The 22,172-nt window shown below is 70.4% G+C and carries 17 protein-coding genes and 2 pseudogenes; 11 read left to right on the top strand and 8 right to left on the bottom strand.

Annotation, left to right across the window (positions count from 1 at the left end; genetic code table 11):
• Positions 1-87: 87 nt before the first annotated feature.
• A complete protein-coding gene (locus tag OG276_RS01260) occupies positions 88-972 on the bottom strand; it encodes an SMI1/KNR4 family protein (protein WP_266901800.1) in 885 nt (294 codons plus the stop codon).
• Between the two features lie 258 nt (positions 973-1,230).
• Between OG276_RS01260 and OG276_RS01255 the strand changes: the two genes are divergently transcribed.
• From OG276_RS01255 to OG276_RS01245, 3 genes are all read left to right on the top strand, one after another.
• Entirely contained in the window at positions 1,231-1,428 is a 198-nt protein-coding gene (locus tag OG276_RS01255; RefSeq protein ID WP_266901798.1) for a hypothetical protein, read from the top strand.
• 87 nt (positions 1,429-1,515) lie between these two features.
• Positions 1,516-2,271 carry a transposase gene (locus OG276_RS01250; RefSeq protein WP_266901796.1) on the top strand — a complete coding sequence of 252 codons (756 nt, stop codon included), beginning with the start codon at positions 1,516-1,518 and terminating at the stop codon, positions 2,269-2,271.
• A gap of 40 nt (positions 2,272-2,311) precedes the next feature.
• Positions 2,312-3,070 carry a transposase gene (locus OG276_RS01245; RefSeq protein WP_266901794.1) on the top strand — a complete coding sequence of 253 codons (759 nt, stop codon included), beginning with the start codon at positions 2,312-2,314 and terminating at the stop codon, positions 3,068-3,070.
• 68 nt (positions 3,071-3,138) lie between these two features.
• Here OG276_RS01245 and OG276_RS01240 read toward each other — a convergent pair whose 3' ends face one another.
• The 3 genes from OG276_RS01240 to OG276_RS01230 all read right to left on the bottom strand — a co-directional run bounded on the left by OG276_RS01240 (position 3,139) and on the right by OG276_RS01230 (position 4,857).
• Positions 3,139-3,333 carry a hypothetical protein gene (locus tag OG276_RS01240; protein ID WP_266901792.1) on the bottom strand — a complete coding sequence of 65 codons (195 nt, stop codon included), beginning with the start codon at positions 3,331-3,333 and terminating at the stop codon, positions 3,139-3,141.
• Entirely contained in the window at positions 3,334-3,513 is a 180-nt protein-coding gene (locus tag OG276_RS01235) for a hypothetical protein (RefSeq protein WP_266901790.1), read from the bottom strand.
• Between the two features lie 273 nt (positions 3,514-3,786).
• Positions 3,787-4,857, bottom strand: a complete 1,071-nt coding sequence (locus OG276_RS01230; protein WP_266901788.1) for a hypothetical protein — start codon at positions 4,855-4,857, stop codon at positions 3,787-3,789.
• Positions 4,858-4,907: 50 nt separating this feature from the next.
• Between OG276_RS01230 and OG276_RS01225 the strand changes: the two are divergent.
• Both OG276_RS01225 and OG276_RS01220 read left to right on the top strand, forming a co-directional pair.
• Positions 4,908-5,527, top strand: a pseudogene (locus tag OG276_RS01225) (IS5 family transposase); the annotation flags it as partial.
• 156 nt (positions 5,528-5,683) lie between these two features.
• Positions 5,684-6,733: a hypothetical protein gene (locus OG276_RS01220; RefSeq protein ID WP_266912447.1), complete on the top strand. Its 1,050-nt coding sequence runs from the start codon at positions 5,684-5,686 to the stop codon at positions 6,731-6,733.
• A 324-nt stretch (positions 6,734-7,057) separates the two neighbouring features.
• Here OG276_RS01220 and OG276_RS01215 read toward each other — a convergent pair whose 3' ends face one another.
• Positions 7,058-8,356, bottom strand: a complete 1,299-nt coding sequence (locus OG276_RS01215; protein WP_266901786.1) for a DUF4241 domain-containing protein — start codon at positions 8,354-8,356, stop codon at positions 7,058-7,060.
• A gap of 567 nt (positions 8,357-8,923) precedes the next feature.
• Between OG276_RS01215 and OG276_RS01210 the strand changes: the two genes are divergently transcribed.
• Together OG276_RS01210 and OG276_RS01205 are read left to right on the top strand one after the other, a co-directional pair.
• Positions 8,924-12,352: a DNA polymerase III subunit alpha gene (locus tag OG276_RS01210; protein WP_266901784.1), complete on the top strand. Its 3,429-nt coding sequence runs from the start codon at positions 8,924-8,926 to the stop codon at positions 12,350-12,352.
• Positions 12,349-13,203: pseudogene (locus OG276_RS01205) on the top strand (hypothetical protein); the annotation flags it as partial. The gene OG276_RS01210 and the pseudogene OG276_RS01205, both read left to right, overlap by 4 nt.
• Positions 13,204-13,477: 274 nt before the next feature.
• Here the strand turns inward: OG276_RS01205 and OG276_RS01200 are convergent.
• Positions 13,478-14,644, bottom strand: a complete 1,167-nt coding sequence (locus OG276_RS01200) for a hypothetical protein (protein ID WP_266901782.1) — start codon at positions 14,642-14,644, stop codon at positions 13,478-13,480.
• Positions 14,645-14,792: 148 nt separating this feature from the next.
• Between OG276_RS01200 and OG276_RS01195 the strand changes: the two genes are divergently transcribed.
• The 3 genes from OG276_RS01195 to OG276_RS01185 all read left to right on the top strand — a co-directional run bounded on the left by OG276_RS01195 (position 14,793) and on the right by OG276_RS01185 (position 18,643).
• Complete coding sequence (locus OG276_RS01195; protein ID WP_266901780.1) at positions 14,793-16,343, top strand: MDR family MFS transporter; 1,551 nt, start codon at positions 14,793-14,795, stop codon at positions 16,341-16,343.
• Between the two features lie 50 nt (positions 16,344-16,393).
• On the top strand, positions 16,394-17,533 hold the full coding sequence (locus OG276_RS01190) for an NAD(P)/FAD-dependent oxidoreductase (protein WP_266901778.1): 1,140 nt from the start codon (positions 16,394-16,396) through the stop codon (positions 17,531-17,533).
• Positions 17,534-17,887: 354 nt separating this feature from the next.
• Positions 17,888-18,643, top strand: coding sequence for a carbonic anhydrase (locus OG276_RS01185; RefSeq protein ID WP_266901776.1), 756 nt, complete (start codon positions 17,888-17,890; stop codon positions 18,641-18,643).
• A 164-nt stretch (positions 18,644-18,807) separates the two neighbouring features.
• On the opposite strand, the gene OG276_RS01180 is transcribed toward OG276_RS01185, so the two are convergent.
• Positions 18,808-19,053 (bottom strand): hypothetical protein, encoded by a 246-nt coding sequence (locus OG276_RS01180; protein ID WP_266901774.1) that lies wholly within the window; start codon positions 19,051-19,053, stop codon positions 18,808-18,810.
• Between the two features lie 108 nt (positions 19,054-19,161).
• Between OG276_RS01180 and OG276_RS01175 the strand changes: the two genes are divergently transcribed.
• Positions 19,162-21,081 (top strand): ATP-binding domain-containing protein, encoded by a 1,920-nt coding sequence (locus OG276_RS01175; RefSeq protein WP_266901772.1) that lies wholly within the window; start codon positions 19,162-19,164, stop codon positions 21,079-21,081.
• 12 nt (positions 21,082-21,093) lie between these two features.
• Here OG276_RS01175 and OG276_RS01170 read toward each other — a convergent pair whose 3' ends face one another.
• Complete coding sequence (locus OG276_RS01170; protein ID WP_266901770.1) at positions 21,094-21,909, bottom strand: hypothetical protein; 816 nt, start codon at positions 21,907-21,909, stop codon at positions 21,094-21,096.
• Positions 21,910-22,172 lie beyond the last annotated feature (263 nt).

Below are 22,172 nucleotides of genomic sequence, written 5' to 3'. Positions count from 1 at the left end.
GTGTGACTGAGCGTCGTAGTTGGTTCTGACCGCGCTTCCGTGATGGCTACGCTAGACAGGCGGCCCGCGTCCAGGCTGGCTCTCTTCCTACCCCTCGTCTTCGTCCGTGGCCGTGTCCCAGGCCGGGAGCGATGTTCCAGACGCAGCCGTGATCCGAAGAACCTCGCACTCCATTCGGTGTACAGCGGCGAAGAGGCGTTGCTGGACCTGTCCGCTGTCTTCGGGTGGGAAGTCGATCCGGATTTGGTGGGGGCGGGAGGCGTCGTAGGTGAGCAACCAGTCGGTATCGACGGTCGCGAAGTGATCCTGTCCCGTTTCGTCGTGCGTGGAGCGCCACGAGCCCCGGTCGGTGGTGGGAGCCAGTGCCTCGCGCAGGAGCTCCAGGCGCTCGGGGTGGGAGAAAGGGCCTTCGGACAGGCGCAGGCACCGGTGGGTGCGGGGACGGAAGGCGTTGAACCATGGTGCCAGCCCCGGTTCCATGTCTGCGAGCAGTCCAGAGCCGGCGTGTCCGCAGGCCCAGCTCTCGATGAACTCGGCCGCGCCCACAGCGTGCGTCTCGTACCAGCCCTCACTGCTCCACACCACGACGGGCCATTTCTCGGGATCCCCGTCGGTGAGCCAGCACAGGCGGTCGGCGTCCATCGTGGTGCCCCAGATCAGCAGCGCGCCCGGAGCCGGGTGCAGCGGATACGAATAGCGCTCGCGATCCTGTTCGGGCGACTCCGTGGGGTGGGGGCTCTGCCACTCGATGCCGTTGTGTTTGCTCGCACCGAACGGCGTCCGAAGGTAGAGGACGTCGCAGAACTCTCCCCAGCCGTAGGTTTCGACGAGTCGCTTGTAGTCGTCGGGCAGCCGGGTAGCGACTGCGGTCTCCACGAGGGCCCAATCCCCGTGGGCGTCCACCGGGGCAGCCGGCGGCGCCACCAGCTGAACCAGCCTGTCGCAGGTCGCGCTGGTCTTCGAATTGGCCATGGAGGCAGCGTAGGCATCACCCCGTCATGAGATCGACGAGATTTCAGGCTGGAGGGAAGCACTCCAGGTCAGCGGAGGCGGCCAAGCGTTGTGCACAGCTGGCCATGCGAAGGGTTCTGGTCGCTTCCACGACGGCTGTGCCTGGAGATGAGGACGGGTCTGAGGTTGGATGATCGGATGGAACGTGTAGAGGTCGAACTGTTCACGGACGCAAGTAACGATGCGGTAGTCCCTCTTCCCCCGCGTAGATTTCCGGGCGTGTTGATCCAGGGCGATTCCCTTTCGGTCATCCGTGACGACGTCGCCCGGATCGTAAGGGCCTGCGACCAGGGTGACGTCGCTGAGGCCCGGGAAGAGGCGTCCTACCTCCTCTCGGGCATCGACGGGCTGCTGGCTCGCTATACGGCGGCTCTGAAAGCACACGACATTCCCATCCCCTTCTTGCAGGCCCCCTGATCGCCCAGTTGCAACACCTCGCACCTGGCGGGATGCGCTGAACGGTCGAGAGATTGCAGGATCGTTCCACTAGGGGATCACGCCATCATGGAGCTGGAGACTGTCGAAGACGCCCTCTTCCCGGGCCTGACCCTCGTCCTGCGGCAGGCCGTCGTCGCGGATGACCGCTTGATGATCGACGCAGCTGGCTGCGGGCCGCCCGGAGCGTGTCCCGCGTGTCAACATCCCGCCGCACGCGTCCACAGCCGGTACTCGCGTCACATAGCCGGACTGCCGTTCAGCGGCCGTCGGTTGATCGTCCGTCTCCGCGTCCACCGCTTCTTCTGCGATCAGCCCCGATGCCCGCGTCGGACTTTCGTGGAACAGGTGGCCGGCCTGACCGAGCCTCGACGACGTTCTTCGACGGCGGCGCGGTCGGCGATGCGGTCGGTCGCGGTGGAGCTCGGCGGCCGCCCGGGCGCACGCCTCTGCGCAAAGCTGCGGCTCTACGGCCGGCGGACATCCGTCTTGGGCGAGTTGACCGCTCCGCCTGTACCAGCGCGAGCTCCACGGATCCTCGGCATCGACGAGTTCGCGTTCCGCAAGGGCCGGACCTACGGCACTGTCCTCGTCGACGTCGAGTCCTCCCGGCCGGTGGATGTGTTGCCGGACCGAGAGACCAGCACGGTCGCCGCATGGCTCCAGGAGCGCCCCGGCGCCGAGATCATCTGCCGAGACCGCCTGATGGCATTCACAAAGGCCATCAGACAGGCCGCCCCCCGACGTGCTGGAGGTGGCAGATCGCTGGCACCTCCTCCAGAACCTCTCGACGGCGGTGGAGGAGACCTGCCGCCGGCACCGTGACTGCCTTCGACGGCCAGCCGAACCAGAGGCCAGCCCACCGTTGGCCACCCGGGAAACTCCGCTCCTGGACCGGATCCGACAACGCCACGCGGAGGTCAACGAGCTCGCCGCCACCGGCATGTCGCTGAACGCCATCGGCCGCCACCTACAGCTGGATCGCAAGACGGTCAGGCGCTACCGGAACAAGGATCTACCAGGGCTTCTCGCCTCGGCGCAGGACCGCGGACACGGAGTCCTCGACCCATTCATCGAGCACGTGCAGCACCGCTTCCACGCAGGCTGCACCAGCTCCATGCAGCTCTACCGCGAGGTGCTCGCCCTCGGCTACACCGGCGGGTACCACGTCGCGCACCGCTACGTAGTGACCATCCGGCAAGGCATCGCGGTCCCTGCCCGGGCGGCGACTCCCCGCCCTCGCGACATGACCTCATGGATCATGCGCCCCGAGGATTCACTCAGCACGTCCGACATGGCCCAGCTCGACGCTGTGCGGAGTGCCTGCCCGGAGATCGCCCAGGCCTGCGACCTCGCGCGGGAGTTCACCGACAAGCTCCGCCAACGCCGCCGACACCTGCTGCGGGACTGGATTCAGAAGGCCGAGCTGGGCGGCCCCGCCGCCATCGGCATCTTCGCCGACTCCATCCGCCAGGACCTTCACGCCGTTGCCGCCGGCCTCACCTTGCCCTACAGCTCCGGCATCGTCGAAGGCCACGTCAACAGGATCAAAACGATCAAGCGGCAGATGTACAGCAGGGCCTCATTCGCCCTACTCAGAGCCCGCATCCTCCTGCAGGCGTAGCCATCACGGAAGAACGGTCAGAACCTCGTAGTTGGCCAGCCTGGCCAACTACGACGCTCAGCCGCGAGTCAGTGGAACCAGGCGACGAGGCGTACGTTCTCGGCACCGTGGATTTCGCTGAGGATGCGCATGACCTTCCAGACGGGGCCCCAGTGGGTGTCGATCCCCGCGGCTGAGGCACGGGTTCGCGTGCCCGAGGCCTCGGTCTCCTGCCAGTCCGTGGTCTCCAACTCGGACCAGGTCAGCCAGGTCGTCCCGTGCACCTAGCGGGGGCCGCCACAGTCGGCGAACTCCCGCCGCAGCCCCTCCGAGGCGTCATCCGGAAAGCCGCGATCCTCCGCGAGGGGGCGGAAACCGAAGTGGTTGCGGATTCCGAAAAGACAGGCCAGGCCGTCGTAGGCGTTGGCCATGTTCAGGAGGAGGAGATCGATGCCGGCTCCCATACGGATTCCTCGTCGTCAGGGCCCCACAGGCGGGCTCCCGGCCGGCATTCGATCATTCCGCTGACATCTGTCGACATGGGGAGATCCTGCCTGCGCAGGCCAGGGGGCAGCACCTCCATTTCCTCTCGCCTGTGGAAACGCGCGCACATGATGCGTTCCTCCCGGTTGGCGACATCGATCGCCTCGCCTGCGTGTTCTTCCAGGATGTTCCGACTCCGACTCGGCGGCCCTTCTGTCACGGGTGAGCGGGGTTGTGAGGCCAACTGGGACAGCTCATTGGATCAAGTCGGTGTGCGGATGCTCGGGGGAGGTCGGGCAGACGTAGATCTGCATGTTGTCCGTGCTGCCTACTTCTACCCCCGTCGGCTGCGAGGGGTAGTGGCCTGCGTAGTGCGGACTGGTAGCAGCGGCCTGGTCTTCCTGCGGCGCCCAGCTGTGCCCATCACCACCGTCCCACTCCCAGGAAGCGATCGTCAGCAGCGGGACCATCTGTACCTCGCAGACGGCGCAGTATCGGGGGTACGGGTCGGTGCGGCCCCACGGGGGCCAGCCGCCGACCTTCCAGCCGGGTGCGTTGCCCAGATGGATGGAGTAGAAGTCGCGCGGATACGCCGCGTAGGAGCTGGCCAGGTTGGCGCCGCCTGCCTGCCACCTGTTGCAGTCCTCCAGCATTTCCTGCAGCTCCGGGCTCAAGTCCAGGCTGTTGGGGTACTCCGTGATCGCTTCTGGCGCGAGCAGGCACGGCTCCGCAACGTAACCCGGATAGTCCGCCTCGTACGGTTCCGGTGGTGCGGCGAGGACGTCGCCGACCTCCGCGGCGGACCGCCAGAACAGTGCGGTCGCCGGCTTGTAGTCCGGATCGTGCTCATACGGGCACCAGAGGATCTGAAGCAGATCAGCCTGCCCGGGCGGCCGCAACAGGGGTACGTCGCGCAGGAACAGCTGAGCCACGGAAAGCATCGGGACCGGGCAATCCGCCGGACCGGGAAGGTCGGCTTTGAGCCGTTCGGCAAGCCACGCGGCGTTGCGCTCCTTGAGCGCCTCCTCCTCGGGCGTGAGTGTGGACTCCAGATCAGGGCGCCGCCGGTACTGCAAGGCTCTCTCGAGCCGCACTTCGGTCGGTGACTGGCGGAAGCCGGTGTCCACGTGCAGGTGCGCGTCCTTGCAGTGCGGCCAGGGCTCTTCTGCTGGCCACAGCAATGGCCCGCCGACCGAGCTGTCCCTGACCGACGGCGACCCCGGCCGGGGATGCAGCCGTATCGCGGGGCGTGCCAGCGGCGCCAGCTGAGGGAAGACCGTTGCCACCTCGACAGGCCGCGGCGGAGTAGTGCGTACGAAACTCATGCTGGTGATCTTGTCACCAGGTACCGACAGCAGGGGCTAGGCAGTTTCGTTTGGATCAGTGGGACGTTGGGCCGGGCGTGTCATTGACTGATGTGCAGTGGGCGCGGATCGAGCCGCTACTTCCGGACCGGACCCCGAGGCGGGGTGGCCGCTGGCGGGATCACCGTGAGGTGATCGACGCGATCGCCTTCAAATTCAGGACGGGAGGGCAGTGGGTCCATCTGCCGGCGAAGTACGGGAACTGGCGAGGCGTCTATAACCGCCTGCGGATGTGGGCTGTCGATGGCACGTGGGAGCGAGTGTTCACCGCGCTGATGGCCCAGGCAGATGCCGACGAGGAGCTGGACTGGGCCGTCTCGGTGGACTCCACGATCGTGCGCGCTCATCAGCACGCCGCCGGGGCCCGCGAAAAGGGGTTCTGGCAGTGGAGCCGGATGATCACGCCATCGGCCGGTCGCGCGGTGGACTGACGACGAAGATTCATCTTGCTGCCGACGGCCGCTGCCGTCCCCTTACGTTCGTTCTGACCGGCGGCCAGGCAGGGGACGCACCCGCCTTTGTGGACCCCATGGCTGGCCTGCGTGTTCCGCGTCGCCGTGGACGGCCCCGGACCAGGCCGGACGTAGTCCTCGCCGGCAAGGCGTATTCCTCCCGCGCGATTCGCGACCACTGCGACCCTCTACCTGGCCGGACTTCATATCGCAGGCACCTTCCTTTGGTCCGCCTACTGACCCGGGAAAGCTGCCTGGTGTCAGTTGGACGTGGGCCGGCGCATGGACGTGGGCCGGCGCACGCATTGTCGGAGGCTGCTGGCAGCATCGCCGCTATGAACGCCATCCGTACCACCCCGCCGCGGCCACTCGACGTCACGGGGCTCTTTCCCCAACTGGCACCCCTGGCACGGACGGCGACCCGGCTGCACCCCCTTCCCGGTTCGCCCACGCCGCACGACAGCTCCGTCGGTGGGCCACTGCTCTGGCCCACCGACGAGCCGTGGCCGTACTGCGAGGGACCGCACGTGCGGGGAGGAAACAGGATCCTCTCGCCGCAGGACATACGGGAATGGCGTCGTAGCCGGGCGGCAGCAGAGAGCCGGCGGGGCCGCGATCCGCAGGGGCCCTGGGTCACACCCGAGGAGCTGGAGACGGAGAAGCGGCTCCTGGCAGGCCGCCCGTGGCCCGAGGGCCCAATCGCCATGGTGCCTGTTGCTCAGTTGTACGTGCGCGATGTCCCCCTGCTGTGCCCGCCGGGGCAGTCCGAGGCCGATCTACTCCAAGTCCTCTGGTGCCCCTTCGATCACTCGGAGCACCCCACCACCGCACTGTTCTGGCGGACTGCAGCGACCGTGACGGACGTGCTCGACGCACCACCCGAGCCGCCCGCGGTCCAGTTCGAAAGCTACCTACCGGAGCCGTGCCTGCTCGCGCCGGAGCAGGTCACCGAGTACCCCAATTCCATGGAGTTGAGCAAGGAGCTGCAGGAGCAGCTGGGGGACCTGAGCAGGTGGGAGACGGCCGGAGAAGCGTGGGACAGCACATACGCGGTAGCCCCGGACGAGTTCTACGGGGACCATCTGTCCACCGCTCCTGGCTGGAAGGCGGGTGGCTGGACTCGCTGGGGCCTCACCGATCCCATGCCCCGGGTCTGCTCCGAGTGCGGCACCGAGGCGGTGCCGCTGCTCACCATCGCGAGCACCGAATGGAGCTCGGGCAACGAGAGCTGGATCTCCGAGGAGGAGCGGGCCGATCCCACACCACTCCTCCCCGGCACCCCTCCGGGGAACATCACCATGATCGTCATCGCAAGCGGCTACGACCTGCAGCTCCACGTGTGCCCGGAGTCCCCGGATCATCCGCACATCGAACTGATCCAGTGAGCACTCATCACCGGGAAGCCTGTGCAGCCTGGGCGCAGGTATCGATGCCGCGGCCGTTTCTCCAGTCAGCGGTCCTATTCAACGACCAGATGATCCAAACGAAGGACCCTAGCCCACCCGGCGCCTCTGGGCGGCCCAACCATGCGAAGGGCTCGACCATCCCGTCCCTGCCCAACTGCCCACGCTCCGGCCGCTCCGCGGGCGCCGCCCGTCTGACCTGCCTGTTCATCAGGGCCATGTGCGTGCTGAGCGGGGTCTCCTTCGCGGCGCGCTGGTCAGGCGGCTCCTGCTGGCCGCCAGGCACCTGGACTCCGCGTGGCCAGGTCAGGCGCCGACGGTGGCGCCGCCGTCCGGGAGCAGCTCGGGCATCCCATCCACCAGTACTACGACCCCGGCCACTTCGCCGGCTTCGGTGCGGCCGACCCAGACGGGATAGGTGCCGTCCCCCGTCGTCGCGAAGGCTGCCAGTTCGCCGCCGGTGGCCTGGTCCCGGGTCCGCAGGAGGTACATGGAGTCGTTGATGTCCTCGTAGACGTCCGGGTCCAGGTCAGGGTCTCCCTGGATCAGGCCTTTCTCGAAGAGCGCGAGGAGGGGTTCCCATGCCCCGGCATCGGCGAAGCAGCCGGTGGCTCCGTCTGTGGCGAAACCGGAGATCTGATCATCGACGAACAGTCGGAGGTCGTCGTCGGGCTTCAGCGCCATCTCCCAGGTCACAGCGGGGACCTCGCTGACGAGTACGCGGACAGCCATGGTGTCCGTACGGGTGACCTCGCTCCCCTCCCACATGCAGTGATAGCTGTGTCGGGCCCGAGCCTCCTCCAAGGCGTACTCCCCAGGCGGAACGGAGACTGTGATGTGCGGGCCGTCTCCGTGGTCGATGTCCGGGCCGGAGACTGCGAGCAGCCCGCTGGGCACGCGCAGGGTGCCGATGCGGCGTGGCTCCACAATCGTCATCTCGGGGTGGTATCCGTCGGTCACGCGTACCCCGGGCCGGAACAGCTCACCGATCGGTCCGGGCTGCGCCGGGTGAGGTGGACACCAGCACGTGGTGGGCGCGAGCCCGCTGCCGTCGGTGGCCGCCGCGGTCGGCTCGGCGACGTCGAGGACCGGCGTCTCCGTAAGCCCGTGCACCTGAGACGAGAGCAGCGGCCACTCCCCGAAGACCGGCCGGTCCACCCAGTGCTCGTCATCGCGGCTCCTGGGCGCGGTGACGTGTATGCGCCCGCGCTCGCCCTGGGGCTGCTCCGTTTGGCGGCCCCTCCCGCCCGGGAAGAGCTCCACGGTGATGCGCGGACAGGCCTCGTCGAATTCCGTCATCTCTGGGCCGGTGTAGTGCCAGCGGACGTTGCGCCGGGGCCACAGCCGCGTCGGGTCGTCCAGCAGGCGCACGTCGAGCTCGCAGGTACCGCGGCCCTGAGCGTCGTACACCCACAGACCGACGTAGTGATCCCGCCAGGAGACGAGCCTGACCTCCAGCGGAGCCTCCCGGCCCTCAGTCCGGTACACCACTACATACGGAAGCCCGGCGGCATCCCGCTCACGGGCCTCCTCCACGGATATCGGCCTCCAGGGGGCGCGAGCCCCCAGGTCCCACGCCCGGGCGTACCCCACCTCAACCATCATTGCCGCTCCCCGCTCCCCGCTCCCGCTCGCCTCCGTAACGACGAGCTGAAACATAGCCGCCACCTGCGACAACGGCCGTGCCGGGCCGACTAGAACGCGCACCGAGGCCAAGTGCAACGCGAAATCGCCAACTAGAACGCCAAGTCTTGTGACTGGGCGTTTTAGTTGGCCCGTCCGGCCAGATACGCGCTCGATTGGAGGCGACGCGGCGCCTCCCCCTAGCGGCCGACCGTGCTCCAGTCGGCGGGGGCGGGCAGGACCGAGCGGCGAGCGAGGTGATCGTGGAGCCGACAGTGGAGTCGCACTGTTCGAATTATGTTCGATACGGTGGTCGTATCCGGCCGGAGTGGCTGGAAAGGGATGGTGGGCGTCGGCTGCGGCCGTCGTGATGGGTGGCCGGTCCGGCGGTGGGCGGCGGGCGGCCGGGTGGGTGACCAGCGGGATCTCCCGGGGTGGGGTGTCGAATGGGAGTCGAACAAGCTATCGAATACCGTCTATGCTGGAAGGACCGGAGGGAGCCGGGTGTCAACGAATGGGGGCTGACCGCAAGAGCTGGAGGTGGTTCGGGTGTTCCCGCACCTGCACGTAGCCTCCGGTTACTCGGTGCGCTACGGCGCCTCGCTGCCCGGCCGGCTGGTCGAGCAGGCGGCCGCGCAAAACCTTGCGGCACTGGCTCTCACCGATCGTGACACCGTGGCCGGAGCGGTCCGGTTCGCACGGGCCTGCGCGAAAGCCGGGGTCCGGCCGGTGTTCGGTGTCGATCTCGCGGTCCCGCTCATGCATCCGGCAGGGGCGGAGCCGCCGAAAGGCCGCACCCCCGCCCGGGGCGGCGCCTTCGTTGCCGACACCGCACCGCGGATCACGCTGCTGGCCCGGGACCGCACCGGATGGGCCAACCTCTGTGCGCTGATCACCGCCGCGTGGGCAGCCCGCGCGCAGGCCGGCGGCGGCCAGCCGATCGCCCCCTGGGACGCGATCCAGCGGCACGCCGAGGGACTGACCGCGCTGCTCGGCCCGGCCTCCGAGCCGGTGCTGGCGCTCGCCGCCGGCCGCCCGGACCGCGCCACCCTGCTTCTGGCCCCCTGGCGCGAGGTCTACGGGCAGCACCTGCGGCTGGAAGCCGTGCACCACCGGCGCACCGGCACCGGACCCGGCTCCCTTCGCCTGGCCGCCCGTACCGTCGGTCTGGCGGCCGAACTGGACGTGCTCCCCGTCCTCACCAACGCGGTCCGCTACGCGAACCGGGAACAGGCACCGATCGCCGACGTCCTGGACTCCGCGCGTTTGCTCACTACGATCCAGCCCGGCCGGACCTGCAACGGGGAGCGCTGGCTGAAGGGCGCCGCCGAGATGGCCGAGCTCGCCGAGGAGGTGGCCCGCGCGGCCGGTCAGGAGCACGGCGGGGCCGAACACCTGCTGGCCACCACGGCCCGTACCGCCGCGGACTGCCGCCTCGACCCGCAGTCCGACCTGGGGATCGGTCGCGTGCACTTCCCCGAGGAGCACGTCATCGGCGCGGCCCCCGGTACCTCGGCCCGGATCCTGCGCCTGCGGTGCGAGGCGGCGATGGTCCGCCACGGCTACGACCGTTCCGCCACGATGCGCACCCGCCTGGAAGAGGAGCTACGGGTCATCCAGACCCTCGGCTGGCCGACGTACTTCCTGACCGTTTCCAAGGTCGTCGACGACGTACGAGACCTCGGGATCCGGGTGCAGGCAAGGGGCTCGGGCGCGGGCAGCCTGGTCGTCCACCTGCTCGGCGTCTCCTTCGCCAACCCCCTCGACCACGAGCTGATCATGGAGAGGTTCCTGAACCTGCGCCGCCGCACACTGCCGGACATCGACATCGACGTGGAGTCCGCCCGGCGCCTGGAGGTCTACCGCAAGATCATGGACCGGTTCGGTACGGACCGGGTCTGCACCTTGTCGATGCCCGAGACCTATCGGGTGCGGTGGGCGATCCGCGACGCCGGCCTCGCACTCGGCCTGCCCCCGGACGAGGTCGGACGCCTGGCCAAGGCCTTCCCGCACATCGCCGCCCGCTCGGCCCGCACCGCACTGCGCGAACTCCCGGAGCTGCGACAGGTCGCCGCCGGCGCAGACCGGTACGGACGGCTGTGGGAGCTGGTCGAGGGACTGGACGCGCTGCCCCGGGGCAGCGCCATGCACCCGTGCGGCGTCATCCTCTCCGACGCGACCCTGCTGCAGCGCACCCCCGTCGTCCCCACCGCCACCGAGGGTTTCCCCGCCACGGTCTTCGACAAGGAGGACGTGGAAGGCGATGGCCTCGGACTCCTCAAGCTCGACGTCCTCGGCGTGCGGATGCAGAGCTCGATGGCGTACGCGGTGCGGGAGATCGAGCGCACCACCGGCGAGCGGATCGACCTGGACGACCGCACCCAGGTACCGCTGACCGACCCGGCCGCCTACGAGCTGCTGCGCGAGGGCGAATCGCTGGGCGTCTTCCAGCTGGAATCCCCCGGCCAGAAGGACCTGCTCGGCCGGCTCCAGCCGGAGACCTTCGCCGATCTGGTCGCCGAGATCTCGCTGTTCCGCCCGGGCCCGGTCCAGGCGGACATGATCCGCCCGTTCCTCCTGGGCCGGCACGGCAAGAAGCCCGTCACCTACCCCCACCCGGACCTGGAGCCCTGGCTGCGCTCCACCTACGGCGTGGTCATCTTCAACGAGCAGGTCATCGGTCTGTTCGCGACGATGACCCGCACCGACCTGGCCATGGGCGAGGAGGCCCGGCGCGCCCTGGCCAGACCCGAACGCCTGCCCAAACTCCAGACCTGGTACCGGCAGCGGGCAGCCGGGGCCGGCTACGAACAGAAGGTGATCGACGAGGTCTGGCGGATGCTGGAGAACATGGGGAGCTACGGGTTCGCCCGCTCCCACGGCGTGGCGTTCGCCCTGCCCACCCTGCAGTCCGCCTGGCTGAAGGCGCACTACGCGGCGCCGTTCTACGCCGGACTCCTCGAACACGACCCCGGCATGTATCCGAAGCGGCTGGTACTGGCCGACGCCCGGCGCCGCGGCGTGCCGATCCTGCCGCTCGACGTCCAGCACTCCGCCGCCCAGTACCGAACCGAGCGGCTCGCGGACGGCCGTCTCGGCCTGCGCATGTCGCTGGCCGATGTCCACGGCATCACCGACGACCAGTCCGCACGCATCCAGGAGGGCCGGCCGTACACGGACCTCGCCGACTTCTGGGCCCGCGCCCGGCCCTCCCAGCCGATCGCCGACCGCCTCGCCCGGGTCGGTGCCTTCGCCACCCTCGCCCCGGGCGCGGCCCGCCGCGACCTGCTCCTGCAGATCGACGAGCTCCACCGGCAGCACCGCGCCGGCAGCATCCCCGACCAGCTCCTCCTCACCCCTGTCACCACCCCCGCCGCCGGAGACAGCGGCCTTCCCGCGATGACCGTCGGCGAGGAGCTGGAGGCGGAACTGGAGGTCATCGGCATGGAGGCTTCCCGGCACCTCATGGAACCGTTCCACCCGCTGCTGGCCGAGCTCGGCGTCACCCCCTCCCACCGGCTGAAGGACCAGCCGTCCGGCGGGACCGTGCTGGTGGCCGGCGCGAAGGTCGCCATCCAGACCCCGCCCATGCGCTCCGGACGGCGCACCATCTTCGTCTCCCTGGACGACGGCAGCCCGGCCGGCCAGATCGACCTCACCTTCTTCGACGACACCCACGAGCAGGCCGCCTACCCGCTGTTCCACCACTTCCTGCTCCTCGCGCGCGGCACCGTCTCCCGCCGCGGCAAGTCCGTCTCCGTCATCGGCACCCACGCCTGGAACCTCCAGGACATCGCCGACGCCCACCGGGACGGCGGGACCGCCGCCGTCCGTACGCTGCTCGTCGGCGAGCCCCCGTGCTCCGACGGCGAAGCCGTTTCGGCAGCCCGGCCGACACCGGGCGGACAGGGCGGCGGCGGACAGGGCGGCAGTGGTGCCGGGCGGCTGTGGCACGCCAGTCAGGGGAGCGCCGGATGACCAGCACCAGCACCAGCACCAGCACCAGTACCAGCACCACCACCAGGGCGACGATCGTTCACCTGCGCTTCCACCGCGCCGGCTTCGAGACCTACCGCGAACTGTTCACGGTGCTCGGCGACATCACCCCCGTCGTCCAGGCGCTCCCGCCGGACAGCGCGCTGCTGGACCTGGCCGGTGCCACGCGGTACTTCGGGCAGTCTCCCGCAGAGCTCGCGGACCGGCTCCAGACCCGGCTCGCAGCCCGGTACGGACTGGTCAGCACGGGCGGGATCGGCCCGAACCGTCTCCTCGCCACCCTCGCCGCCGGCGCCGCCCCGCCCGGCACCGTCCGGGTGCTGCCCGACGACCCGGCCGAACAGGAGGGCTTCCTGTGGAGCTGCCGGGTACGGGCACTGCCCGGGGTCGGGTCCGTACTGGAGCGCTCGCTGCTCCGGTACGGGATCGAGACGATCGGCGATCTGGCCGTCCTCCCGGTGACCACGGTGCAGCGCATCGCCGGCGCCTCCGCCGGCCGCCTCCTGCACGAGCGGGCTCGGGGGACCGACCGCCGCACCGTCAGCCCGGGCGGACCGCCCGCCACCATCACCAGTGCCCAGCGCTTCGACCGGGACGTCCTCGACCCGGCCGAGGTCCGCCGCGCCCTGCTCGGCGCGGCCACGGATCTCGGAGCCCGGCTGCGGATCGCCGGGCAGGTTGCCCGAACGGTCGAGCTGCAGGTCACCTACGCCGACCGGTCGACCACCACACGCTCGCGCACCCTGCCCGAGCCCACCGCCCACACGCCCTCCCTCCAGCAGACGCTGTACGGACTGTTCTCCGCGCTCGGACTGCAACGGGCGCGCGTGCGGGCGGTGACCGCCCGGGTCGGCGAGCTGACCGGCTCGGCCGGCACCGCCGAGCAACTGACCTTCGACCGGCCCACCGAGAACGCCCGCGCACTGGAACCGGTCATCGACCGGGCCGGCCGGCGCTTCGGCGCCGGCGCCCTCCACCCGGCCTCACTCCTGGCACCGGGGCGAGGACCTCGGCGGGCGTTATCGGGAGAGCGCCCTGCCGCAGGGGCCCAATGTGGTTCGGCAACCGGGCTCGTATCTCAGCAGTGCCCCGGCAAGGCCGGGTGGTTCAGTGGTCCGAGAGCCCCGGGGGCTGTTGCTCTCCGCTCAACGGCGGCCAGGGACCGGCCAGTAGGCGCTCGGCCTCCGCGACGATCGCTCCGGCCAACTGCTCGCGCGTGCCGCGCCGGATCCGGTCCCAGTCGTTGTAGGCATCGACCCTGTCGACGAGCGGCCGGAGCGCCCGGGGCCGGGCCAGCGCACCCCAGCCCTCGTACGCGGTCAGGTCACCACCGGTTCCAGGGGCGAGACTCCCGTTCGCGATGAGCCGGAGCCACCAGCGCACGAGTTCCCCACGCGCGGCCTCCCACGGGATGCCGGTGTCATCGGCGGGAAGGTCCCCGGCCGGCCCCAGCTCGGCCAGCACCTTGTCGAAGAGCGCGTCGGCGCTCTGATGCTCGGTGCGCGACAGGCCGGCGAGGAGCGGAAGCGACTCCGTCTCGACGTCGAGGACCAGTGCCGTCAGCCCCGCCTCGATCAGCTGGTACGGGTGGTGCGGTCGGCCGATCAGCCGCTCCAATGCCAGCATGCGCAGGGCCTCGACGGCCTCCTGCGCGGTGACGGCGTAGGGGGTGTGCGGGGTGGGCGTGGCAAGGTCCGTGGCGGGACCGCCGTTGACGAAGTACGACCAGAAGTCGACGGTCGCGCGGGCCGGAAGGGTGCTCGCCCCGCCGGTGAACTCGTGCCGTACGTAGTCGGCGAGGTCGTTCCCGTAGAAGATGATGTCGGTCTGGTGGACGGACAGCACGGGGTGACCCCACTCGCCTGCCGTGCCGGGCAAGTAGCGGTGGCTGTAGACGGGGACCAGCTGCGGGACGGCCGCCAGCTCGGACCGTGCCATGCGCAGCGCCGCGGATGTTCCTGAGGGCCTCGGCCTCCAGGAGGGGTGCCAGAAGCCGCTGTGTTCCACGTCGAAGAGCACGCCCTCGACTGGTCGGGAGAGCCGCTCGGCAAGGTCCTCGGGATCGCCGCCCCGCCAGTCGGGCCAGCTTCGCGAGCCGTGCGGGAGCCCGGCGGCAAGAAAGACCCTGTGGTCCGCGGAGAACGTGAAGCCGAACCGTGCCTGGACCGCGTCGAGTTCCCGCTCGCTGAGGCCCGGCCCGATCTCGGCACCGAGCATGTTCTGAAGGCCCCGGGCGGCCTCCACGGTCAGCGGCATGGGCGACTGTGCGGTCATCCCGGCAGCCTAGTGGCCGACTGCTTCGGTTGTGCGGATGTAAAAGTGTAGCCGTTGCATTTATTTAGCTGTTGTGTTCTTCTGGGGGAGCGGGCTGCGGATCAGCGCCCCGCCCCTCATTCCCCGCGCTCGAAAGGAGTGATCAGTCATGTCCACGACTGCCTCCCTCCCCTCCACCGGCCCCGCTGCCGGGCCCATGGCCGTACCGAAGAACGTGCGCTGGGTGCTGCTCGGCGTCATGCTCGCCATGCTGCTGTCGATGCTCGACAACATGGTCGTCAGCACCGCGATGCCCACGATCGTCGGCGACCTCGGCGGCCTGGAGCACATCTCCTGGGTCGTCACCGCCTACACCCTCGTCACCGCCGTCACCACCCCGGTCTGGGGCAAATTCGGCGACCTCTTCGGCCGCAAGCGCATGTACCTGGCCTCGATCGCCGTCTTCATCCTCGGGTCCGCCCTGTGCGGGACCTCCGGCTCCATGGGCGAGCTGATCGCCTACCGCGTCGTGCAGGGCATCGGCGCCGGTGGCATCGGCGCGGGCGCCTTCGCGCTGATCGGAGCCCTCGTACCGCCGCGCGAGCGCGGCAAGTACCAGGGCATGACCGCCTCCGTCATGGCGATCGGCACCATCGGCGGACCGCTCCTCGGCGGCTTCGTCACCGGCCACTTCGACTGGCGCTGGGCCTTCTACGTCAACCTGCCGCTCGGCCTGGTCGCCCTGGTGTGGCTGTGGCGGAAGCTGCAGGTCCCCGCCCAGCGCATCCAGGCGAAGATCGACTGGGCGGGCATCGCCCTGCTGACCCTGTCCATCACCGCGATCGTCCTGGCCGCCACCTGGGCCGGCAGCACCTACGCCTGGGGGTCCTGGCAGATCCTGTCGCTCGGCGCCGCCGCGATCGTGGGCCTGGCCCTGTTCGTCCAGGTCGAGAAGCGGGCCGTCGAACCGCTGCTGCCGCTGAGCGTGTTCACCGGCCACCGCAACTACCCGCTCGCCATGGTCCTGCTCTTGGCCGCCGGTGTGGTCATGTTCGGCGCGGGCCTCTACCTGCCGCTGTTCCAGCAGACCGTCCAGGGCGCCTCGGCCACCAACTCCGGCCTGCTGATGCTCCCGATGATGATCCCCGTCGTGATCGTCTCGACCATCGCCGGGAAGGTCATGTCCGCCACCGGCAAGTACAAGATCTTCCCCGTCGTCGGCACCCTGTTCCTGGTGGCCGGGCTCGGCCTGCTGGCCACCATGGACGCCCGCACCTCGTCCCTGCTGACCAGCCTCTACATGGTCCTCGTGGGCATCGGCCTCGGCTTCACCCTGCAGATGGCCGGCACCATCGCGCAGAACAGCGTCTCCCTGCGCGACATGGGCGCGGCCATGAGTTCGGTCAACCTCTTCCGGACCCTGGGCGGATCCCTCGGCGTCGCCGTCTTCGGCTCGCTGTTCACCCGCGCCGTCCAGCCCACCCTCCCGGCCGGCGGCGACAGCGGCCCGAACGCCCTGCGGAACCTGCCCGCCGGATCCGGGGACGCCTACCTCACCGCGGTCACGGACGGCACCGGCCACATCTTCCTCACCGCCGCGACCGTCTGCGCCCTCGCCTTCATCGCCGCGCTCTTCGTCATCGAGGTCCCGCTGAGGAAGGCCGGCCCGCCCGCACCCGCGGACACCCCCGCGAAGACCCCCGTCGCCTCGGCCAACTGACATCCCCCGCGCACGGCAGCACTGCCGACCCGTACGAACGGAGCACCACCATGAAGACGCCCACCCCTGCCCCCACCCCCCGCATCGCCATCATCGGCGCCGGTCCCGGCGGCCTGACCTGCGCCCGCATCCTCCAGCGCCACGGCGTCGCCGTCACCGTTTACGACCGCGAGAGCGGTCCCGACGCCCGCGACCAGGGCGGCACCCTCGACCTGCACGAGGACAACGGCCAGATCGCCCTGCGCGAAGCCGGACTCCTGGAGGAGTTCTTCCGCCTCTCCCGCCCCGAGGGGCAGGAGATGCGTCAGCTGGACCCGGCGGGCACCCTCCTCTTCCACCACACCCCCGAAGAGGGAGAAAGCTTCAAGCCGGAGATCGACCGCGGCGCCCTCCGCAATTTCCTCCTGAACTCGCTGGAGCCCGGCACCGTCCGCTGGAGCCACACCCTGCGGTCCGTCGAAGGCCCCGAAAAGGGCCCCCGCCGGGTGCGCTTCGACGACGGAACCACGATCGAAGCCGACCTCGTCATCGGCGCGGACGGCGCCTGGTCCAAGGTCCGCCGAGCCATCTCCCCGGCGCTCCCCGCATACACCGGCGTCAGCTTCCTCGAAGCCTGGTTCCACGACGTCGAAACCCGCCACCCCGCCATCGCCGCACTCGTCGGCCAGGGCAGCGCCGCCGCGGCCGACGGCGAGCGCGGGCTGTTCGCCCAGCGCAGCAGTGGCGACCACATCCGCGTCTACGTCATCCAGCGGGTCCCCGCGGACTGGATCGCCGCGAACGGCCTGACCGGCAAGGACACCGAGGCCATCCGCACCCACCTCCTGGAGCAGTACCGCGACTGGTCGCCGGCCCTGCGCCGCCTGATCAGCGACAACGACGGCCGCTACGTCGACCGCCCCATCAATGCCCTGCCCGTCCCGCACACCTGGGACCACAACCCGACCGTCACCCTCCTTGGCGACGCCGCCCACCTCATGCCCCCGCTCGGCGTCGGCGTGAACCTCGCCATGCTCGACGCCTGCGAACTCGCCCTCGCCGTGGTCAACGGCAACACCCTGGAGGAGGCCGTCCGCGTCTACGAGAAGACCATGCTGCCCCGCTCCGCAGAGATGCAGCAGCTCCTCGACCGCGGCGCCGAAGCCCTGCTGTCCACGGAACTCCCCGACTTCGCCGACGGGGTTGCCTAGTGCTGTGGCGGCCGTCCGTGGGGTGCGCGCGGCGGTCGAGGTCGACGTCGTCCTGGCGGACGGGTCCCCGGGGCGCGCGGCCGTGTCCCGGCTCGGCGCCCACGCGATCCTCGGCTCGCTAAGCGGGCCGCTCCGCACTCCGCCGGGCCTGACCGGCGGGCGGCCACGGTCTGGGCGCCGATTCGCATCCGACGTCCGGCGGTCCGCGCCTTCCGGGTGATCGACCAGTGAAACGGGGCGGCCGCGGGCGGTCCCTACAACTCCGTCGGCCCGATCGCGCCGGGCTCCGGGAGGAACCCGCCATTTCCGTCCGGGGGCGGTCGCGCGGGACCGGTGCGGGGTTAACGTCCCCGAATGTCCTCGAACACACAGGCGCCTTCCGCCAGTTCACCCAGTCGTCGCGTTCTCCTGCGCACCGCCCTGGCCGGGTCGGCGGCCGCCGGGTCCGTCCTCGGGCTCGGCTCCGTCTTCCCGGCCTCCGCCTCCGAGGCCTCCGCGGGAGGCTTGGACGGGGCCCGTCCGCAGACCCCGCAGGAGGCGCTGCGGCGCCTGGCGGCCGGCAACCGGCGCTGGGCGGCGTACCGCCAGCAGCACCCGCACGAGTCGCGTTCCGTACGCCTCCAAGTGGCGCGGGAACAGCACCCCTTCGCGATCGTGCTGGGCTGCGTCGACTCCCGGGTCCCGCCGGAGCTCGTCTTCGACCAGGGGCTCGGAGACCTGCTGACCGTACGCGCGGCGGGCGAGGTGCTGGACGAGGCGGTGCTCGGCAGCATCGCGTACGGGGTCCTGGAGCTCGGCGTCCCCCTGGTCCTGGTCCTCGCCCACCAGTCGTGCGGGGCCGTCGGCGCCGCGGTCCACGCGGAGGAGACGGGTACCGAGCTGCCCGCCCACATCCGGTACCTGGCCGAGCAGATCCGGCCCTCCATCGACCACGGTCAGCACGGGGAGGCCCGTGTCGCCGCCACCATCGATGCCCACGCGCGCCGGACCCGGGGCCTGCTGGCGGCGGAGCCGGACCTGGCCCGCAGGATAGCCACCGGCCGGCTCGCCGTGGCGGTCGCACGCTACGACCTGGACGACCAGAAGGTCCGCATGCTGCCAACCGAGTAATCACCGGGCGATACCGCTCGCATATCGCCGCCGCTACGCAAAAACACCCCGGACCGATTGACGGCCGGGGTGTTTGCCTGCGTATATTTGATGTTTCACATCGAGGCAGAGCCGAGACGTGAGAAAGCTTATGAGGACACCGTACCGCGTCAGGAGTGGAATTGTCAACCGAAGAATTCCGGAATGAGCAGCAATTCATCACGTCTCTCTACGCGCGCCTCGACGACCTGCGGGAGCAGGCCGAACGCGCCGTGCAGGGTGCGCTCGGCGAGCCTGGCGGCGGGTTCCAGGCGCGACTGGAGCGGGACGTCGTGGTCGCTGAACAGTCCGGTCTGCTTTCCGCTCTGAACTCGGGCGAAAGCGGCCTGTGTTTCGGCCGGCTGGAGTTCTCCGACGGCTCGGATCGCCACATCGGCCGCATTGGAATCAGGCAGGACGACCGGGAGCGAACCCCTCTCGTCCTCGATTGGCGGGCCGAAGTCGCACGGCCGTTCTATCTCGCGACCGGGTATTCCCCCATGGGGCTGCGCCGACGCCGCCACATCACCACCCGGGGCCGCGAGGTCACGGCCCTGCACGACGAGATCCTCGACCTCGCCGATACGGAACGCACCGGCCACGAGGGGGCCGACGCGGATGCCGTGCTGCTCTCCGCCCTCGACGCCGCCCGGACCGGCCGGATGCACGACATCGTGCAGACCATCCAGGCCGAGCAGGACCGCATCATCCGCTCCACGCACCGCGGAATCCTGGTGGTGGAGGGCGGCCCCGGCACCGGCAAGACCGCCGTGGCCCTGCACCGTGCCGCCTACCTGCTCTACGCGCACCGCGAGCTCCTCGCCAAGCGCGGCGTACTGATCGTCGGGCCGAACCCGGCCTTCCTCGGCTACATCGGCGAGGTCCTCCCGGCCCTCGGCGAGACCGGGGTGCTGCTCGCCACCCCCGGCGAGCTGTTCCCCGGCGTGCGCGCGAGCGCCGCCGACCGCCCCGGCGCCGCCGCCGTCAAGGGGCGCGCGGAGATGGCCGGGATCCTCGCCCGCGTCGTGAGCGACCGCCAGGCGCTGCCGGAGACCGTGCCCGCGGGCAGCGGCGAGGACGCAGACGTGGTCCCCGAACCGGCCCTGGAGATCGACCACGACGACTACGGGACGCTGCTGCTCGACCGGACCATGGCCCACGAGGCCCGGGACCGGGCCCGCGCCACCGGACTGCCGCACAACCTCGCGCGCCCGTACTTCGCCTTCCGGATCATCGACGCGCTCACCGAACAGCTCGCCGACCGGCTCGGCGCCGACCCCTACGGCGGCCCCAACCTGCTCGGCCCCGACGACATCGCCCAGCTGGGCAAGGAGATCGCGACCAGCGCCGAGGTGCACGCCGCCATCGACACGCTGTGGCCCCCGCTCACGCCCCGCCAGCTGATCTCCGACTACCTCGCCGAGCCCACGTACCTCCCCGAACGGGACGCAGCGCTGATCCGGCGCACGACGACGGGCGACGCGGACTGGACCCCGGCCGACGTCCCGCTGCTCGACGAGGCCGCCGAGCTGCTCGGAGTCGACGACACCGCGCGGCGCGCCGCCGAGGAGCGCGAGCGCCTCGAACGCGTCGCGTACGCGCAGGGCGTCCTCGACCTGTCGGCCGGGTCGGAGTCCTACGAGTTCGAGGACACGGAGAACGAGTTCCTCGCGGCGCACGACATCATCGACGCCGAGCGGATGGCGGAGCGCCAGGAGGAGGCCGACCACCGCAGCGCGGCCGAACGGGCCGCCGCCGACCGCACCTGGGCCTTCGGGCACGTCATCGTGGACGAGGCGCAGGAACTGTCCGCCATGGCCTGGCGCCTGCTCATGAGGCGCTGCCCGACCCGTTCCATGACCCTGGTGGGCGACCCGGCCCAGACCGGCGACGAAGCCGGCTGCGGTTCCTGGCGGCAGATCCTCGCGCCCTACGTGGAAGACCGCTGGGAGCTGGTGCGCCTCGGCGTCAACTACCGTACGCCCGCCGAGATCATGGAGCTGGCGGCAGCCGTGCTCCGGGCCCGCCACCCGGGCTTCGAGCCGCCGAGTTCGGTCCGTTCCACGGGGCGCCGGCCCTGGGTGGCGCGGACCGACGACCTGGCCGCGGCGGTGGCCGCCGCGGTACGCGAGGGCGCTCCGGCCGAGGGCCGCCTCGCGGTGATCGCCCCGCGCCCGCTGCACGAGGAACTGGCGGCCGCGCTGCCCGGCGTACGGGCGGGGGAGGAGCCCGACCTCACCCGGCCGGTGGTCCTGCTCGCACCGCGGCAGGCCAAGGGCCTGGAGTTCGACACGGTGATCGTCGTGGAACCGGCCGATCACGAGCCGAGCGACCTCTACGTGGCCCTGACGCGCGCGACCCAGACCCTGGGGGTGCTCCACACCGGCCGCCTGCCGGAGGGCCTGGACGGACAGCCGTAGCGGGAACGGGATCTACGAGCCGCTCCCCGGCGGCCTGGCCAGACCCTGCTCGTCGCACGGGAGCCGGTCCGCCGGGTAGTCGGCCAGGAAGTCCCGGACCGACTCCTTCCTGACCTCCGTCATCTGCACGGGTTCCACCACGATCACACCCCCGAAGGGGCGGTCCACGTCCCGGATGATGAGCAGGGTCGCGGTCAGCAGCACGGTGACGACGACCAGGGCGGCGAGCGGCCCCCTGTTGCCCTTGCGGGGCAGGCACAGAGCGAGGCCGACCACGGTCACGGCGAGGTTCACCAGCATGAACCAGTAGATCAGGCCCGGGATGGTCGGAGTGGATTCGGCCATCCTGGCCTGTCGGCCCAGAGACCGCTGATCATCCGCGGCGACCAGCATGCCGAACGTAGGGCTGTCCGTGCCCAGTTCCTTGAAGCTCGCGCGGAAGTCCCTGCTCCACACGCTGGGGGCCGGGGAGCCCTTGCCCCCGGCCATGGCCGGCCATTCCTTGTGCTCGACGGCGCGCGCGTAACAGACGGCGTCACCGCGCAGCCGCTCGCGCAACGCCGGGGGAGCGTAGTCCGCCACCTCCGCGAGGTGGTCCAGTGCGTGGGCCTCCGCCCGTGCGGCGTCGTCGGCCCGCCCGTTGGAGCTGGAGGCGGTGACGAGCATGAACGCGAGGATCAGGATCGTCAGGGTCATCAAGGGTCCGATGAGGTCGCGCACGCCCATGCCCTCGGCGTCGTCACCGCCCATCAGCCCGGGGCGCAGGAACCGGTTCGCGGCAAGCCCCGCGGCCAGTGCGAGGAAGGCGACGAGAACGGTGATCGTCACCGGCCGGCCTCCCCGGCGGCGGTACCGGGCGGCCCCGTCACGTATCCCACCAAGATCTCCTTCATAGGCTTCCGGGCCCCGGAGGGTCGCGCTTCCGTGATCCTCGTGTCCGTCCCGTCCCATCCGGCCCCGACCGCGCCCACGGCGCCCGAACACCACCCGAACGCCACCCGCACGGGTGCGGCGGTGGTGTCGTTCGACAGACGCGCGCAGTCCCGTACCGGAGGAACTCGCCCGGCCACCCGGGTGAGTTCAGGAGCGGA

The organism is Streptomyces sp. NBC_00086, assembly GCF_026343255.1.
GTDB lineage: Bacteria > Actinomycetota > Actinomycetes > Streptomycetales > Streptomycetaceae > Streptomyces.
The sequence above is the reverse complement of the archived record's forward strand: the minus strand, read 5'-3'. Positions and strand labels throughout refer to the sequence as shown.